14 protein-coding genes and 1 pseudogene are annotated in these 16,077 nt (G+C 73.9%); 8 read left to right on the top strand and 7 right to left on the bottom strand.

The features are described 5' to 3' along the window. Window positions 1-421: 421 nt before the first annotated feature. The 4 genes from N8I86_RS07120 to N8I86_RS07135 all read left to right on the top strand — a co-directional run bounded on the left by N8I86_RS07120 (window position 422) and on the right by N8I86_RS07135 (window position 4,165). A complete protein-coding gene (locus tag N8I86_RS07120) occupies window positions 422-1,099 on the top strand; it encodes a hypothetical protein (protein WP_123438645.1) in 678 nt (225 codons plus the stop codon). A 167-nt stretch (window positions 1,100-1,266) separates the two neighbouring features. Continuing rightward, window positions 1,267-1,512, top strand: coding sequence for a ferredoxin (locus N8I86_RS07125; protein ID WP_073895099.1), 246 nt, complete (start codon window positions 1,267-1,269; stop codon window positions 1,510-1,512). Next, window positions 1,502-2,893, top strand: coding sequence for an NAD(P)/FAD-dependent oxidoreductase (locus N8I86_RS07130; RefSeq protein WP_263277413.1), 1,392 nt, complete (start codon window positions 1,502-1,504; stop codon window positions 2,891-2,893). Before N8I86_RS07125 ends, N8I86_RS07130 begins: the two co-directional genes overlap by 11 nt. A gap of 33 nt (window positions 2,894-2,926) precedes the next feature. Beyond that, window positions 2,927-4,165, top strand: a complete 1,239-nt coding sequence (locus N8I86_RS07135) for a cytochrome P450 (protein ID WP_263277414.1) — start codon at window positions 2,927-2,929, stop codon at window positions 4,163-4,165. Window positions 4,166-4,188: 23 nt separating this feature from the next. Here N8I86_RS07135 and N8I86_RS07140 read toward each other — a convergent pair whose 3' ends face one another. Both N8I86_RS07140 and N8I86_RS07145 read right to left on the bottom strand, forming a co-directional pair. After that, window positions 4,189-4,704, bottom strand: a complete 516-nt coding sequence (locus N8I86_RS07140; RefSeq protein ID WP_073895105.1) for an Imm21 family immunity protein — start codon at window positions 4,702-4,704, stop codon at window positions 4,189-4,191. Between the two features lie 26 nt (window positions 4,705-4,730). Then, the gene (locus N8I86_RS07145; protein ID WP_073895107.1) at window positions 4,731-5,207 is read right to left on the bottom strand and encodes a rhodanese-like domain-containing protein; all 477 of its coding nucleotides are present in this window, start codon (window positions 5,205-5,207) and stop codon (window positions 4,731-4,733) included. Between the two features lie 94 nt (window positions 5,208-5,301). On the opposite strand from N8I86_RS07145, the gene N8I86_RS07150 reads away from it, so the two are divergent. Further along, window positions 5,302-5,748, top strand: a complete 447-nt coding sequence (locus tag N8I86_RS07150; RefSeq protein WP_073895110.1) for an Lrp/AsnC family transcriptional regulator — start codon at window positions 5,302-5,304, stop codon at window positions 5,746-5,748. Here N8I86_RS07150 and N8I86_RS07155 read toward each other — a convergent pair. The 5 genes and pseudogenes from N8I86_RS07155 to N8I86_RS07175 all read right to left on the bottom strand — a co-directional run bounded on the left by N8I86_RS07155 (window position 5,745) and on the right by N8I86_RS07175 (window position 12,321). Beyond that, window positions 5,745-8,737, bottom strand: a pseudogene (locus N8I86_RS07155) (AAA family ATPase). The gene N8I86_RS07150 and the pseudogene N8I86_RS07155 sit on opposite strands and share 4 nt — an antisense overlap. Then, a complete protein-coding gene (locus N8I86_RS07160; RefSeq protein WP_073895113.1) occupies window positions 8,734-9,897 on the bottom strand; it encodes an exonuclease SbcCD subunit D in 1,164 nt (387 codons plus the stop codon). Before N8I86_RS07160 ends, N8I86_RS07155 begins: the two are co-directional and overlap by 4 nt. 313 nt (window positions 9,898-10,210) lie before the next feature. Beyond that, on the bottom strand, window positions 10,211-10,837 hold the full coding sequence (locus N8I86_RS07165) for a YigZ family protein (protein ID WP_263277415.1): 627 nt from the start codon (window positions 10,835-10,837) through the stop codon (window positions 10,211-10,213). Window positions 10,838-10,933: 96 nt separating this feature from the next. Then, the gene (locus tag N8I86_RS07170) at window positions 10,934-11,473 is read right to left on the bottom strand and encodes a SixA phosphatase family protein (protein ID WP_263277416.1); all 540 of its coding nucleotides are present in this window, start codon (window positions 11,471-11,473) and stop codon (window positions 10,934-10,936) included. Beyond that, entirely contained in the window at window positions 11,470-12,321 is an 852-nt protein-coding gene (locus N8I86_RS07175) for a hypothetical protein (protein ID WP_263277417.1), read from the bottom strand. Before N8I86_RS07175 ends, N8I86_RS07170 begins: the two co-directional genes overlap by 4 nt. Window positions 12,322-12,514: 193 nt before the next feature. Here N8I86_RS07175 and N8I86_RS07180 point away from each other — a divergent pair, with 193 nt between their 5' ends. The 3 genes from N8I86_RS07180 to N8I86_RS07190 all read left to right on the top strand — a co-directional run bounded on the left by N8I86_RS07180 (window position 12,515) and on the right by N8I86_RS07190 (window position 16,055). After that, complete coding sequence (locus N8I86_RS07180; protein ID WP_073895117.1) at window positions 12,515-12,922, top strand: CoA-binding protein; 408 nt, start codon at window positions 12,515-12,517, stop codon at window positions 12,920-12,922. Window positions 12,923-13,134: 212 nt separating this feature from the next. Beyond that, window positions 13,135-14,769 (top strand): APC family permease, encoded by a 1,635-nt coding sequence (locus N8I86_RS07185; RefSeq protein WP_073895119.1) that lies wholly within the window; start codon window positions 13,135-13,137, stop codon window positions 14,767-14,769. Window positions 14,770-14,837: 68 nt separating this feature from the next. Further along, the gene (locus tag N8I86_RS07190) at window positions 14,838-16,055 is read left to right on the top strand and encodes a 4-hydroxybenzoate 3-monooxygenase (RefSeq protein WP_263277418.1); all 1,218 of its coding nucleotides are present in this window, start codon (window positions 14,838-14,840) and stop codon (window positions 16,053-16,055) included. Window positions 16,056-16,077 lie beyond the last annotated feature (22 nt).

A 16,077-nucleotide genomic window follows, 5' to 3' on the forward strand; every position in this document is an offset into this window, starting at 1 on the left:
GCCGCTGAGGGCGTTCGTCGTGCGGTACGTGACGGTGGAGGTGGACGGCGGCGCCGTACGCGGCCGGCCGCCGGGCGACAGCGTGCCTGATCCCCGCCCGCCCGCCGGCCGGCGCCGGTGGCGAGGGCCCTACGGCCCAGCAGGGGCAGCGGGGTCCCGGCACAGGTCCTCGGGGGTGGGGTGGTGCGCGTCTGGGGACATGACCGGCCACGGCAGGGGTGCGCCGCGCCCGGTGCGGGGGACCGGCGAGCGGGCGGCGGACCTCGTACCGCTCGACCACGGCCCGCCCGACCGCCCGGTACGGCCCGCCTTGGGGGCAGGCGGCGCCCGCCCCGTCGGCCGTCCGGCCGTCCCCCGGTGGCGGCCGCGGCGGCCAGGCCGCTAGCTGGTGCCGGGGCGACGCGGAGGAGGCGGGCCGGGAATGCGGGAGAAGAGGCCGCGGCAGCGGGTGCTGGAGACACCCGGGGCGGCCGGGCTGGCCGGGGTCGTGTTCGCGCTGCTGCTGGCGGCGACGATCGTCCTGGTCCGGCTGGGGGTCCCCGCGGGGGCCGACGCGATCACCGCCCAGGGTTTCCAGCAGTCCGGGCGGCGCAGGGCCGTGCTGGCGGCCCTCACGCTGGTGCCCTTCGCCGGCATCTTCTTCCTGTGGTTCGTCGGCGCCGTACGCACCCATGTCGGGGCGGTCGAGGACCGGTTTCTGGCCACCGTCTTCCTGGGCAGCGGACTGATCTTCACTGCCATGATGTTCGGGGGCGCCGCGGCGGCGTCCGCCGTCCTCGCCCTGGAGGCTCCCACGGGCGCGACGCCCGGGCCGTCCGTCTGGGACTTCGGCCGCAATTTCGCGTACACGCTGCTGGTGGGGTACGGCATGCGGATGGCGGCCGTCTTCGTGTGCTCCCTGTCGGTGATGGGCCACCGCCTCGGGGTGCTGCCGCGCTGGCTGTCGGTCGTGGGCATCCTCACCACGCTGACGCTGCTCTTCGTCTGCCCGAACGTGCCCTGGGCGGAACTGGTCTTCCCGGGCTGGTCACTCGTGCTCAGCCTGCACATCCTCGTGGTCGGCCGCCGCGCGAGGGCCCGGGCCGCCGCGTCCTCCTGACCGTGCCGGTGCCCCCGCGTCGCCGTTCACCCGGACGGTCCTCCCGGCGGGCGGCACCGCGGACCGGCTCCCATGCTGGCGTGCGGGACATGACCGCCGTCCGGAGCTGACCGCACGCCACGGGGTGGAGCGCACCGGACCTGGCCACCGGAAAGGGCGGAGCGTCGATGAGGCTCGTCGTCGATCTCAACAAGTGTCAGGGGTACGCGCAGTGCGCGTTCCTCGCCCCCGACGTCTTCGCCATGCACGGCGAGGAGTCGCTGGTGTACAACCCCCGGGCGGAGGAGGAGCAGCGGGAGCGGCTGGCACGTGCCGTCGCCGCGTGCCCGGTGCAGGCGATCACCGCGGACGGTCTGGACGGTGCGAAGGAGTCGGCGTCCCAGTCCGCGCTGGGGGCCTCCGATGGCCACTGACCAGGTGGAATGGCTCAGGCGTGAGGGCCGGATCGTCGTCGTCGGCGCCTCCCTGGCGGGCCTGCGCGCCGCCGAGACCCTGCGCGCCGAGGGCTTCGCCGGGGAGCTGACCCTGATCGGCGACGAGCCGTACGAGCCCTACGACCGGCCGCCGCTGTCGAAGTCTGTGCTGCTGGGCAGGGCGTCGCCGTTGCACACCGAACTGCCGCACCGCCGGGAGATCGACGCCAAGTGGCGGCTCGGTGTGCCGGCGGCCGGGCTCGACCTGTCGGCCAAACGGGTCCGGCTGGCCGACGGCGACGAGGTGGAGTACGACCGGCTGCTCATCGCGACCGGTGTCCGCGCCCGGCCCTGGCCGAAGGAGGAGGAGGCCCGGCTGGACGGCGTCTGTCTGCTGCGGACGCGGGACGACGCGGCCGACCTGTACCACCGGCTGAAGGCGGGGCCGCGCCGGGTGTTCGTCATCGGTGCCGGGTTCGCCGGTTCGGAGGTCGCCTCTGCCTGCCGGGAGATGGGCATCCCCGTCACCGTCGCGGAGCGCGCGGGTGCGCCGCTGGTGGGTGCCCTCGGCGGGGTGGTCGGCGCGGTCGCCGCGGAACTCCAGCTGGAGAACGGCGTCGATCTGCGCACGCATGTCACGGTGACCGGTCTGGAGGGCGACGCGACGGGCAGGGTGCGGGCGGTGCACCTGTCCGACGAGAATGTCGTCGAGGCGGACGTGGTCGTGGTCTCGCTGGGTTCGCTGCGGAACACGGAGTGGCTGGCCGGGTCCGGGCTGGGCGCCGGGCCCCGGGGCATCGCCTGCGACGCGGGCTGCCGTGCCTTCGACTTCCGGGGCATCGTCACGGACGACGTCTTCGTCGCCGGTGACGTCGCGCGGTCCCCGCACGCGCTGTTCGGCTACCAGTTCCTGTCGCTGGAGCACTGGGGCAACGCCGTGGCGCAGGCGGAGACGGCCGCGCACAACATGATCTGCCACGGCGCCGACCGGCGGCCGCACCTGTGGATGCCGGCCTTCTGGTCGTCGATGTTCGGCGTGAACATCAAGTCCGTCGGTGTGCCGCCGATGGGCGACCAGATCATGATCACGCAGGGCTCGCCGGCCGAGCGCCGGTTCGTCAGCGTGTACGGCTACCAGGGCCGCGTCATCGCCGCCGTGAGCTTCGACAACACCCGGTGGCTGGAGTTCTACGCGCGGCAGATCGAGCGGGGCGCGCCGTTCCCGGTGGAGTACCCGACGATGGACCGGCGTCCCGAGGGCCGGCAGCCGGTGGCCGCCGACTTCCCCGACCCGTCGCTGCCCACCCACGGCCCCACCGTGACCCTCAGCGGCTACTCGCCGGCCGACCAGCAGCTTGTCTTCCACCCCGCCCGCCACTAGACGGCCGTCCGGCCCGACGCCCAAGGACCTGCCATGACAGAGGACTCGCTGGTCAACCGGATCACCGACTTCGCGAACCGCGCCGACCCGTACCCGCTGTACGAGGAGCTCCGCACCACCCCGGTGCTGCACGAGGAGGAGGGCGGCCCCTACGTCCTCAGCTCCTACTACGACATCAAGGCCCTGCTCCACGATCCGCGGATCAGCTCCGACGCCGCCAACGTGGCCGCCTCGGGGCGCGACGCGCTGAACGACCTGGAGGAGACGGGCGGGCTGCCGCCGTCCTTCCTGCGCCTGGACCCGCCCGAGCACGACCGGCTGCGGCGCATCGCCAACAGCGGCTTCGGGCCGCCCCACCGGCCCCGCCGGGTCGACAACCTGCGGGGTGACATGGCGGCGACGGTCACCCACCTGATCGACGGCTTCGGCGACGCCCGGCAGGTCGACCTGGTCGACCAGTTCGCCTATCCGTTCCCGGTGACGGTGATCTGCCGGCTGCTCGGGGTGCCCCGCGAGGACGAGCCGAAGTTCCGCGCCTGGGTCGATCCGCTGGTCGCGAGCCTCGACCCCGACACCCGCCAGGGCGCGGACGAGGAGTTCCTGAACTCGCTGCGGGAGTCCCGGATGGCGCTCGGCATGTACCTGGCCGGCCTGGCCGAGCAGCGCACCAAGGAGCCGCAGGACGACCTGCTCTCCGACCTGGTGCGCAGCGACGGCCCGAACGGCTCGATGACGATGATGGAGGTGCTCAGCACCGCCGTGCTGCTGCTGATCGCCGGTCACGAGACGACGGTCAACCTCATCACCAACGGCATGCTGACCCTGCTGCGCCACCCGGACGTCCTGCGGCGGCTGCGGGAGGAGCCGGGGCTGGCGGTCAACATCGTGGAGGAGCTGCTGCGGTACGAGCCGCCGGTGCAGATCGTGCCGCAGCGCACCTGCATCGCCGACATCGAGGTGCGCGGGGTCACCATCCCCAAGGGGTCCCGCATCTGGCTGATGATCGCGGCCGGCAACCGGGACCCGGAGCGGTTCAAGAACCCCGAGCGGTTCGACCCGGACCGGGAGGACATCCAGCACCTCGGCTTCGGCAGCGGCATCCACAGCTGCTTCGGCGCTCCGCTGGCCCGGCTGGAGACACAGATCGCCCTGACCGAGCTGGCCCGCCGGCTGGAGAACCCGCGGCTGGTCGAGGACCCGCCGCCGTACCGGCCGAACGCCGTGCTGCGCGGCCCCCGGCACCTGAACATCGCCTTCGACGACCTGCGTTGAGGGTGTGACGGGCGAGCGGCCCGTCAGCCGGCGAGCCGTCTGAGCTGCACCAGGCCGACCCAGGTCTCGGGTCGCGGAGTGGCCCAGGCGGCTCGCACCGCGTACGGGCCCGGGTCCAGCGGGATGCGGAGGTGTTCGACGTGCGGGGTGTCGCCGCCCTGCCGGGCGGAGTCGAAGAGGACGACGGGGCCGGGAACGGTCCAGCGGACCTCGTCGCCCCACTCGGCCTCCGCGAGCGCGGCCGGGACGGCGGCGAGCAGTTCGTCCTCGGAGTCCGCCGCCGACCAGCGGACGAGAGTGTGGTGCTCGGGCAGGTAGGAGGTGGAGGCCGGCTCGTCACCGAGGACGAGGGCCGCGCTGTCGCCGACCGGCAGCAGGCCGATGTGTCCGGCGACCTCGCACGCCCGGTCGTAGTCCGTGTCGAGTTCCTCGGTGTCGGCACCCGCCCAGAACGGCAGGACCGTCTCCGGTACGGCTATCAGCGGGCCGCCGCCCGACTCCACCCACTCCAGTACGCCTGGATCCGCGTATCGAGCCATGGCGCCAGAACCTACACGGCGGGCCGTCAGCAGCCGCACTCGCCTTCCACGGGTGCCGTCAGCGGGTCGGCGTCCCGTCGGGCGGGCCCCTGCCAGGTCTCGTAGGGGAAGCCCTCGCGGACCCAGTACTCGAAGCCGCCGAGCATCTCCTTGACCCGGAAGCCGAGTTCGGCGAGGGCGAGGGCGGCGCGGGTGGCGCCGTTGCATCCGGGTCCCCAGCAGTAGGTCACGACGGGCACGGACCGGTCGAGGAGCCGCTCGGCCTGCTCGGGGACGAGCGCGGTCGGCAGGTGCACGGCGCCGGGGACGTGGCCCTGGTCCCAGGACGCGGTGGAGCGGGTGTCGACGACGGCGAAGCCGGGGTCGGTGCCGGCCGTGAGGGCGGCGGCCACGTCGGAGACGTCGGCGTGGAAGGCGAGGCTCGCCCGGAAGTGGGCGGCGGCCTCGGCGGGAGCCGCGGGGGCGACCCGCAGGACGGGGTTCTCGGAGGCGTGAGTGATCATGCAGGGAAATCTACGGTCCGCCGCCCCCACCCTGAAGGGACGATCCACGGTCCTGCCCTTGCCGGGCCGGGGATTCCCCTGCTATTCATCCGGGATGACCGTGTATTCCCCGGACGCCACCGACTGGCGCATCCTCGAAGTCCTCCAACGCGAGGGACGGGCCAGCTACGCCGAGCTGGCCCGGGCGGTCTCCATGTCGCCGAGTGCCGTCACCGAACGGGTCCGGCGGCTGGAGGAGGCGGGCGTCATCCAGGGGTACGCGGCGGTCGTCGACCCCGAGCGGCTCGGCCTGCCGATACTGGCCTTCGTGCGGCTCAGGTACCCGAACGGCAACTACAGGCCGTTCCACGACCTGGTCGCGGCGACCCCCGAGATCCTGGAGGCCCACCACGTCACCGGCGACGACTGCTTCGTCATCAAGGTCACCGCGCGGTCCATGTCCCACCTGGAGGAGATCTCGGGGAAGATCGGCGCCCTGGGCTCGGTGACGACGAGCGTCGTCTACTCCTCCCCGCTGCCCCGCCGCCCCCTGGGCCGCTAGCCCGCCTCCCGCTGCCGCAGCACCGATCCCGTTCTGCCCTTGACGACCTCCAGTTGGCCGTGGATACGGCGGCGGAGGTCGGCGACGTGGCTGACGATGCCGACGCTGCGGTCGCGTTCGCGCAGGGAGTCGAGGACGTCCAGGACCTCGTCGAGGGTCTGGTCGTCGAGGCTGCCGAAGCCCTCGTCGATGAAGAGGGTGTCCAGGCGGACACCGCCCGCCTCGTCGGTGACGACGTCGGCCAGGCCGAGGGCGAGCGCGAGGGAGGCGAAGAAGGTCTCGCCGCCGGACAGGGTGGCGGTGTCCCGCTCCCGCCCGGTCCAGGCGTCGACCACGTGCAGCCCGAGCCCGCTGCGGCCGCGTCCGGTGCGGTCGTCGGAGTGGACGAGGGTGTAGCGGCCCGAGGACATGCGCTGGAGGCGGACGGTCGCGGCGGCGGCGACCTGCTCCAGCCGGGCGGCCAGTACGTACGACTCCAGGCGCATCCGGCGTTCGTTGTCGGCGGAGGTGCCGGCGGTGAGGGCGGCGAGCCGGGCGACCCGGTCGTACTCGTCGCGCAGCGGCCCGAGGCGTCGTACGGCCTCGGTGGCCCCGGCGGACAGACGGTCCAGCTCGGTGCAGCAGCGGTCGGCGGCGTCGCGCGCGGAGGCCGCCTCGCGCAGGCGGCGTTCCGCCGTGGCCGCGGTCCGCTCCGCCGCCGGCACGTCGGCGGCCGGGAGCCGGGCGGCGTCCGCGGTGTCGGCCTCGGCCAGTACGGCGCGCACGGCTGCCTCGTCCCTGTGCCAGGCGTCCAGGCGGTGCTGGAGTTCCCGGTGCGCGGCGTCGTCCAGGAGCGCGGCGGCGGCTGCCCGCGGGGTGTCGAAACCGGCCCGGTAGGCGGCGTCGGCGAGACGGGCGTCGGCGTCCTTCAGCCGCTGGGCGGTGTCCTCGGCGGCGCGCGCGGCGTCGGCGGCACCGGTGAGCAGCGCCGCCTGCCGTTCCAGCTGGGCGGCACGGGCGGCCACGCTGTCCGCGGTGCCGCGCGCCTGCGCCAACTCCTCCTCCAGAAGCGCCTGTTCCCTCTCCAGGGTCTCGCGCCGGGTGAGGCGGGAGGCGGTGCGGACGGCCGCCTGCTGGCGGTCGGCGAGGCGCCGCTCGCGCTCCTGTTCGGCGCGCCGCAGCTCCTCGTGCGCGGCGTGCAGCGCGGAGGCGTCACGGCGGGCGCGGGCGTGCTCCCGCTCCAGCTCCGCCGTCTGCGCTTCGAGCCGGGCGGTGGGTGTGTCGCCGGCCTCGGCGGTGGCGGCGGCCAGGGCCTCGCGGACGACGCCGAGGCGGCGTTCGTCCTCGGCGTGCTGCCGGTCCGCCCGCCGGGAGTCCGCGTGGGCCCGCTCCTCGGCCTCCCGGTCGACGTGTCCGGCGACCTTGCGTGCCGGGGCGGGGTGCGCGGTGGCGCCGCACACCGCGCAGGGCTCGCCGTCGGTGAGGTGGGCGGCGAGTTCGGCGGCGATGCCGTTCAGGCGCTGTTCCTTGAGGTCCAGCCAGTGGGCGCGGGCGTCGAGGGCGCTCTGCTCGGAGGCGCGGGCGCGCTGCCCGGCCGCTTCCAGGTCGGCGGCCAGCTCGTCCCGGGTGCGGGCGGCGGCGAGCCGGGCCGCCATGGGCTCCTGCCGTACGGCGAGCTGTTCGGCGCGGGTGGCGGCCTCCTGGGCGGAGTCGATGCGCGTCTGCAGGGCCGCGCGTGTGGTGTCCCAGTCCGCGAGCCAGGACTCGGCCTCGCGCAGCACGTCGTCGTCGGCGCGCTCCTGCCGATCGAGCCCGGCCCGCTCCTCGATCAGGGCGGCGAGCCGCTGCTCGGCGCGCCGGGCGGCGTCCAGACCGCCCAGTTCCTCGGCGGCACGGCGGGCGGCACCGGCGAGTGTGCCGGCGTCGGCGTCGGCGTAGGAGTCGGGCAGCAGGCCGCGCGCGTGCGCCTCGGCCCGGTCGGCCCGGCGGTGCTCCTCCTCGGTGACGTCCCGCAGCTCCAGCGCGGGTGCGACCGACTCCGCCTTGCGGGAGCGCTCCATGCGCTGCTGGTCCTCGCGGTGCGCGCCGGCCCGCTCCTGAAGGTCCTCGGCGCGCCGGCGCGCCTCGGCCAACCGGTCCTGTAGCCGGGCGAGTTCGCGTGCGTCACCGAGGGCGCGGCGGGCTTCGGTGTGGGCGGACTCGGCGGCGCCGAGGCGGCAGTGGGCCACGGTGAGGCGTTCGCGGGCGGTCGCGCGGGCGACGGCGGCCGCCTGGAGGACGGCTTCGGCCAGGCCGGGCTCGCCGGGGCCAGCTCGGGCAGCTCCATCGCGTCCCCGGCCGCCTGCTGCATGCGGTGGGCGTCGGCGAGCAGTGTCGCGTCGCCGTCCCGCACGCGTGCCTCGGTGGCGCGCCGGCGTTCGGCGAGGCGCTTCTCGACGTCGGCGAACCGCTGGGTGTCGAAGAGGCGGCCGAGCAGCCTGCCGCGGGCCTCGGCGTCGGCGCGCAGGAAGCGGGCGAAGTCGCCCTGGGGCAGCAGGACGACCTGGCAGAACTGCTCGCGGCTCATACCGAGCAGCTGGGTGATCTCCTCGCCGATCTCCTGGTGGGAGCGGCTGCGGTCCTGCCAGGCGCGGGCGGTGGAGTCGTACTCGCGCAGCCAGGTCTGCGCCTTGTCGACGGTGGTGCCCTTGCCGCGCAGCTTGGGCCGCTCCCACGGCGGCTGCCGGGTGATCTCCAGCCGGCGTCCGGCGACGGTCAGTTCGAGGCGGATCTCGGTCCGGATGCCCGGCTCGGCGTGGTCGCTGCGCAGGTTCATGCCCTGGCCGCTCTGACGGGCGCCGGGCACGGAACCGTAGAGGGCGTAGCAGACGGCGTCGAGCACGGATGTCTTGCCCGCGCCGGTCGGGCCGTGCAGCAGGAAGAGCCCGGCGGCGGACAGGGCGTCGAAGTCGACGCGCTGCGAGCCGCCGAAGGGCCCGAAGGCGGTGATGTCGAGCCGGTGCAGCCTCACCGGGCCACCTCCCGTACGGCGTGGTCGGCGCGGACCGTGTCGAAGGCGTCCCGCAGCACGGCCGTCTCCCGCTCGTCGGGGCCGGCGCCGCGGACGTGGGCGACGAAGTCCTGGGCGATCTGCTGGTCGCTGCGGCCCGCGAGCCGCCTGGCGTACGACACCTGCGGGTCGTCCGGGGCCCGCTCGGGGTCGAAGACGAGGCTGAGGGTGTGCGGGAAGCGCTCGGTGAGCCGGGCCATGGGGTCGGCCGGGCGGACCGCGTCGGTGAGGGTGGCCTCGATCCACGCGTCCTCGCGGTGCGTCAGTCCCGGGTCGGCGAGGAGGTCCTCCAGGGTGCCGCGGATCCGGGCGAGCGGGCGTGGGACCGGGCAGTCGAGGCGCTCGGCGGTGACGGAGCCGTCGGCGGCGAGGTCGACCAGCCACATGCTCTTGCGGTGGTCGGTCTCGGAGAAGGAGTAGGCGAGCGGGGAGCCCGAGTAGCGCACGCGCTCGGTGATCGTCTGGCAGCCGTGCAGATGCCCGAGTGCCGCGTAGTCGACGCCGTCGAAGACCCCGGCGGGTACGGCGGCCACTCCGCCGACGGTGATGTCCCGTTCGCTGTCGCTTCCCTGGCCGCCGGTGACGAACGCGTGGGCGAGGACGACGGAGCGGGTGCCCGGCGCGCGCGTGGCGAGGTCGGCGCGGACGCGGTCCATCGCGGCGCCGAGCACGGCCTCGTGACCGGCCCGGTCGACTGCGAACTCGTCCTTCACCAGGGCGGGTTCGAGGTACGGCAGGCCGTAGAAGGCGACGTCGCCGTGGGCGTCGGACAGCACGACCGGGGTGCCGACGGCGGAGGGTTCGGTGCGCAGGTGGATGCCCGCGCGGTCGATGAGTCCCGCGCCGACGCCGAGGCGGCGGGCCGAGTCGTGGTTGCCGGAGATCATCACCGTGGGCACGCCGATGGCGGCGAGGCGGTGCAGGGCCCGGTCGAACAGCTCGACCGCGGCGAGCGGGGGCACCGCGCGGTCGTACACGTCCCCGGCGACGACCACCGCGTCCACCTCGCGCTCGCGCACGGTGGCGACGAGGTGACCGATGAACTCGGCCTGGGCCCCGAGCATGTTCACCCGGTGGAAGGCCCGGCCGAGATGCCAGTCGGAGGTGTGCAGGAGTCTCATGATCCCCGAGACTAACGGCCGGGTCCGACATCACGGGCGGTAACTCCCGTCTTCCCCTCTTCGCCCGGCTCCTTCCGTACCTGACGTCCCCGCCGCCCCGCGGTGGCGGTGGCACGCGCTCGACGGGCCGCCCGTGAAGGGCCGTTGGGGGTCTCGGCCGAAGGGCGTGCGGGCCGCCACCTCGAACGGACAAAAGCGAAAGAAGCGGCTTTCCCACCCATCGGCGCGGATGGTTCACGCCTTTCACCCCCTGCGTCCCGTGTGAGCGGATGCACTCGGCGCGGGCGTGCTCCGGAGCCCCGGGCGCCCCGGCTCACGCGTCGCCGTACGCCTCCCCGCCCAGCTCGAGGACCGCCGTGCCCGCCGTCGTGTCGGCGAGCCAGGCCCGGAAGGCGTCCACGTCGGCGTCCGGCAGGCCGATCTCGATGGTGACCGCCTCGCCGTAGCGGACGTCCCGCACCTCGCGTCCGGTGGCGCGCAGGTCGTTCTGGACCTTGCCCGCGCGCTGGTGGTCGACGGTCACGGTGGCCAGCCGGAAGCGGCGCCGGGTGATCGTGCCGAGCGTGTCCAGGGCCTCGCCGACGGATCCGCCGTAGGCGCGGATGAGTCCGCCGGCGCCGAGCTTGACGCCGCCGTAGTAGCGGGTGACGACCGCGACGACGTAGCGCATGTCCCGGCGCAGGAGCATCTGGAGCATGGGAACGCCCGCGGTGCCGCCGGGTTCGCCGTCGTCGCTGGCCTTCTGCACCTGGGCGTTCGCGCCGATGACGTACGCCCAGCAGTTGTGGGAGGCGTCGGCGTGCTCCTTGCGGACGGAGGCGATGAACTCCTGCGCCTCCTGCTCGGTGGCGGCCGGGGCGACGGCGCACAGGAAGCGGGAGCGGTTGACCTCGGTCTCGTGCACGCCCGCGCGGGCCACTGTGCGGTACTCGTCCTGCATCCCGTCAGCCTAGGCGAGGCGGCCGCGGGCCATGATCGCGGTGCGGGCGCCCCCGCCCAGAGCCGGGTCGGCCTTCTCGCCCCTCCGCTCCCCCGGCTACTTCTTCCCGCGCGGCACCATGAAGGAGGTGAGCAGGGCGGTGCCCGGGCCGAGGGCCGGCCAGCCGGTGCCGCGCCAGGTCAGGACCGCGAGCGCGGACGTCGGGAACTTGGCCCGCAGCCGCTCCAGCGAGTCGTCGAGTCCGTCGCCGGCCAGTTCCGCCACCAGTTCCTCCAGGCCGGGGTTGTGTCCGACCAGCAGCAGCGCCTCCACCTCCCGCGGGACCTCGCGCACGACGTCGAGCAGATCCGCCGCGTCGGCCGCGTACAGCCGGCGGTCGTAGCGGACCGGGGGCGGGGTGCCCCATTCGGCGGCGGCCAGCTCCCAGGTGCGGCGGGCGCGTACGGCGGTGGAGCAGAGGGCGAGGTCGGGCAGGCCGCCGGCCTCCGCGAGGGCGCGGCCGGCCGCCGGGGCGTCCCGCAGTCCGCGCGGCGCGAGGGGCCTGCGGTGGTCCTCGACCCCTTCGGGCCAGGCGGACTTGGCGTGCCGCAGCACCATCAGACGGCGCATCGGGCCGGCGCCCGCCCGCTCGATCACGCGAGGGTCCCCAGGTCGCGGGGCAGGTCGAGGGCGAGCAGCCGGTCGGCGTAGACGTACGTCTCGAAGCGGGCGCCGTCGGGCACGCCGGGTGCGCCCTCCACGTCCCGCAGGACCTCCAGGACCGCGGGCAGGTCGAGATCGTCCTCCCAGGCGGCCCGCAGCCGCACCCGCACTTCCTCGGGCACCGGCCGCGAGGGCCTGCGCGCCCACGCGGCCACGGCCCGCCGCCAGTGGGTGAGCCGTTGTGCGGCGCGGTCGAGCCCGGCGCGGTCCAGGTGCACCGGTTCGCCGCGCGGCACCGAGAGCAGGGCCAGGCGCAGGGCGGCGGGGTCGGCGAGGAGGTCGGGCAGCGGGAGGCGCGGGGGCGTCGGGGAAGCGCCCGGCGGCACACCGGGGACGGCGTCCCGGCCCACGCCGGAGTCCGCGGGCGTGGCGCCGGACCGTGTCCCGTCGGCGGCGGGCGGCCCCGGTTCCCCGGTCCACACCACCGGCGCCACGCTCGCGACCGGCCCCGGGCCCGGTACGGGTCCGCCGTCCCCGGCCACGACATGGATCGCCTGCGCGTCCCCCAGCCCGGACGCCAGGTCGCGGCCGTCCTCGAACGGGCGGATCGCCAGGGCCGTGGCGGCCGTACGGAGCTCGGCCAGCCGGAGGGGCGCGGTGAGGATGGTCCAGACGGGGGTGCCGCCCAGTTCCAGGGCCCGGACGAGGAGGTCGGCGGTGAGCAGCACCCGCAGGTCCGTGGGGTCCAGGCCGGAGGCGTGGGCCTCGATACGGGTCAGGCCGCGCCGGGCGGGCGCGGCGGGGACGGGCTCACCGGTACGGGCGTCGAGGATGCGCAGCACGGGCCGAGCGTAGGCGGGCGGGCGGCGCCGCGCAGGCACCTTGCCCCGATTCCGGTCGCCGTGCCGGGGTACGGGGGCGGGAATCAGCGCCCGGAGGGTGCTGTTGCCCGGACGAAGCAGCCGGGACGCGGCCGGACGGGGAGAACCGGTCCGGCCGGCGTTCCGACCACCCGACATCCTCTGGAGGCAGCCGGTGTACGGCGACGAAGCGACGATCCGCAGGATCCTGACCGAGCTGGGCGACACCTGGGCCGTGGTCGGCCTGTCCACGAACCGGAGCCGCGCCGCGTACGGGGTGGCGCAGGTGCTCCAGCGGTACGGGAAGCGGATCGTGCCGGTGCACCCGAAGGCCGAGACGGTGCACGGCGAGCAGGGGTACGCCACCCTCGCGGACATCCCCTTCGACGTCGACGTGGTGGACGTCTTCGTGCACAGCGAGCTGGCGGGCGCGGTGGCCGACGAGGCCGTGGCGAAGGGCGCGCGGGCGGTGTGGTTCCAGCTGGGCGTGGTCGACGAGGCCGCCCGGGCGCGGACCCGGGAGGCGGGTCTGGAGATGGTCATGGACCGCTGCCCGGCGATCGAAATTCCCCTGTTGCGGTGAGCTGTCTCACCTTCTTCTCACAATTCACCGCTGAATATTGACATTCCGAGTTGATGTCTGACCTGTGCGAAGACCGTCAGCGTGACCGTTCCCAAGACAGGCAAGATCCTGGGTCAAGTTTTCCTAAACAGTCTTTCCGTGGCGCGGAATGCCTTCCTAGCCTGTGGCGTCGTTCGTTAATTCTGCGTTCATGAACTGAGAGGCCACTTGACATGGCGAAAGTCGACGCCTTGCCACAGGCCACGACGGAGTCCGGCGGTCTGCGCCGGGACGTCGGACTGATCGGTCTGATGTGGGCCTCCGTGGGCTCCATCATCGGATCCGGCTGGCTGTACGGCGCCGAGAAGGCGGTCGTCGTGGCCGGCCCCGCGGCGATCATCTCGTGGGTGATCGGCACGGTGGCCATCGTGCTGCTGGCGCTGGTGCACGCCGAACTCGGCGGTATGTTCCCGGTCGCCGGCGGCACGGCCCGCTACCCGCACTACGCGTTCGGCGGCCTGGCCGGCATGTCCTTCGGCTGGTTCGCCTGGCTGCAGGCGGCCACCGTGGCGCCGATCGAGGTCGAGGCGATGATCGGCTACGCCGGTCACTGGCAGTGGGCCCAGGGTCTGCAGCACGCCGACGGCACACTGACGACCAGCGGTTTCCTCTCGGCCGTCGTGCTGATGGCGATCTTCGTCGGTGTCAACTTCTTCGGTGTCCGCGCCCTCGCGCACACCAACAGCGCGGCCACCTGGTGGAAGATCGCCGTCCCGCTCGCGGCGATCTTCATCATCGCGGTGGGCAACTTCCACGGCAGCAACTTCACCTCGGAGGGCTTCGCGCCGTTCGGCATGAAGGGCGTCCTGGGCGCCATCAGCTCCAGCGGCATCATCTTCGCGCTGCTCGGCTTCGAGCAGGCGATCCAGCTGGCGGGCGAGAGCCGCAACCCGAAGCGTGACCTGCCGCGGGCGACCCTCGGCTCGGTGGCGATCGGCGCCGTGATCTACATCCTGCTGCAGATCGTGTTCATCGCCGCGCTGCCGCACGCCTCGTTCGCGCACGGCTGGGCCAAGCTCGACTTCGCCGGCATCAGCGGCCCGTGGGCGGGCCTGGCGACCCTGGTGGGCCTCGGCTGGCTGGGCTGGGTGCTCTACGTCGACGCGATCATCTCCCCCGGTGGCACCGGCCTGATCTACACCACCGCCACCTCCCGCGTCTCCTTCGGCCTGGCCAAGAACGGCTACGCGCCGAAGGCGTTCGCCAAGACCGACAAGCGCGGCGTGCCGTGGTTCGGCCTGCTCATGTCGTTCGTCACCGGTGTGGTCTGCTTCCTGCCCTTCCCGAGCTGGCAGGAGCTGGTCGGCTTCATCACCTCGGCGAGTGTGCTGATGTACGCGGGCGCCCCGCTGGCGTACGGCGTCTTCTCCGACCGGCTGCCGCACCACGATCGCCCCTACCGGCTGCCCTTCGGCAAGTTCATCTCGCCGGCGTCGTTCGTGGTCGCCAACCTGATCATCTACTGGGCCGGCTGGGACACCCTGTGGCGGCTGGGCTTCGCGATCCTGCTCGGCTACGTGCTGCTCGGTTCGTACGCCTGGTACGCCACCGCGAAGCGCCGGCCGGACGCGCCCCGGATGGACTTCAAGGCGGCGCAGTGGCTGCCCGGTTACCTGTTCGGCCTGGGCCTGATCTCCTGGCTGGGCGGCTTCGGCGGCCGTGGCACCATCCCGATGTACTGGGACATCCTGGTCGTGGCGGCCTTCTCCGTGGTCATCTACTACTGGGCCAAGGCCACCGCCTCGAAGCCGGAGGCGATCGAGCGCAGCATCGAGGAAGTCGTGGTCACGGACATGCCCGCGCACTGACCCGCTCCCGCGTCACCCACGGTGTCCCGTCGGCTCGTCCGGCGGGACACCGTCATTATGCTGGCGTGATGTCTCCCTCCCCCCACACCGACTCCCCTTGCGCCGCCCGCTTTCCGGTCGTCGTCCTGGGCGCCGGGCCGGCCGGTCTGACCGTCGGCAACATCCTGCGGGCCGCCGGCGTCGACTGTCTGGTCCTGGAGACCGAGACCCGTGCGTTCATCGAGCAGCGGCCCCGCGCCGGCGTCATCGAGGAATGGGCCGTACGCGGTCTCGAACGGCGCGGGCTGGCCGGCGGCCTGCTGGGGCGCGCGGAACGGCAGACCGAGTTCGAGTTCCGCTTCGACGGCCGGGGCCACCGCTTCCCGTACCACGAACTGACGGGACGCCACCACTGGGTCTACCCGCAGCCGCTGCTCGTGACCGACCTCGTGCGGGAGTACGCCGACGTACGCGGCGGTGAGATCCGCTTCGGCGTGCGCGACGTACGCCTGCACGACCTGGAGTCCGACCGGCCCTCCGTGTCGTACACCGACCCGGACAGCGGCGAACGCCGGCTGGTGACCTGCGACTTCGTCGCCGGCTGCGACGGCGCCCGCGGGGCGAGCCGGGCCGCGCTGCCCGCGCGGGCGCGGACGTCCCGGTACGACTACGGCATCGGCTGGCTGGCGCTGCTGGCCGAGGCGCCGCCGTCCGCCGACCGCGTGCTGTTCGGCATACACGCCGACGGGTTCGCCGGGCACATGCCCCGCAGCGCCGAGGTGACCCGCTACTACCTCCAGTGCCCGCCCGGCGACGACCCGGACGACTGGTCGCACGCCCGTGTCTGGGACGAACTCCAGCGGCGCCTGCACGCGGCGGACCGCCCGCCGCTCGCGGAGGGGCGGCTGCTGGAGAAACGCGTGCTGGACATGCACAACTACGTCGTCGAACCGATGGTGTTCGGCCGTCTCCTGCTGGCCGGCGACGCCGCCCATCTCGTCGCGCCGATCGCCGCGAAGGGCATGAACCTCGCGCTGCACGACGCGTTCCTGCTCGGCGACGGCCTCGTGGCCCAGCTGACCGAGGGCGACTCCGCGGGCCTGGACGGCTACTCGGAGACCTGTCTGCGGCGCGTGTGGGACTACCACGAGTTCTCCGAGTGGCTCTCCGGGATCTACCACGGCGCCTCCTCCGGCGACCCCTACCGCACCGGGACCGCGCTGGCCCGGCTGCGCCGGCTGTTCACCTCGCCGGCCGCGGCGGCGGCCTTCGCCGAGCGCTACCTCGGGACGGCCACCGCGTTCTGATCCGGCGGCCCGTACGAACGCG

Origin of the sequence: Streptomyces albidicamelliae (genome assembly GCF_025642175.1) — a bacterium.
Classification (GTDB): Bacteria; Actinomycetota; Actinomycetes; order Streptomycetales; family Streptomycetaceae; genus Streptomyces; species Streptomyces albidocamelliae.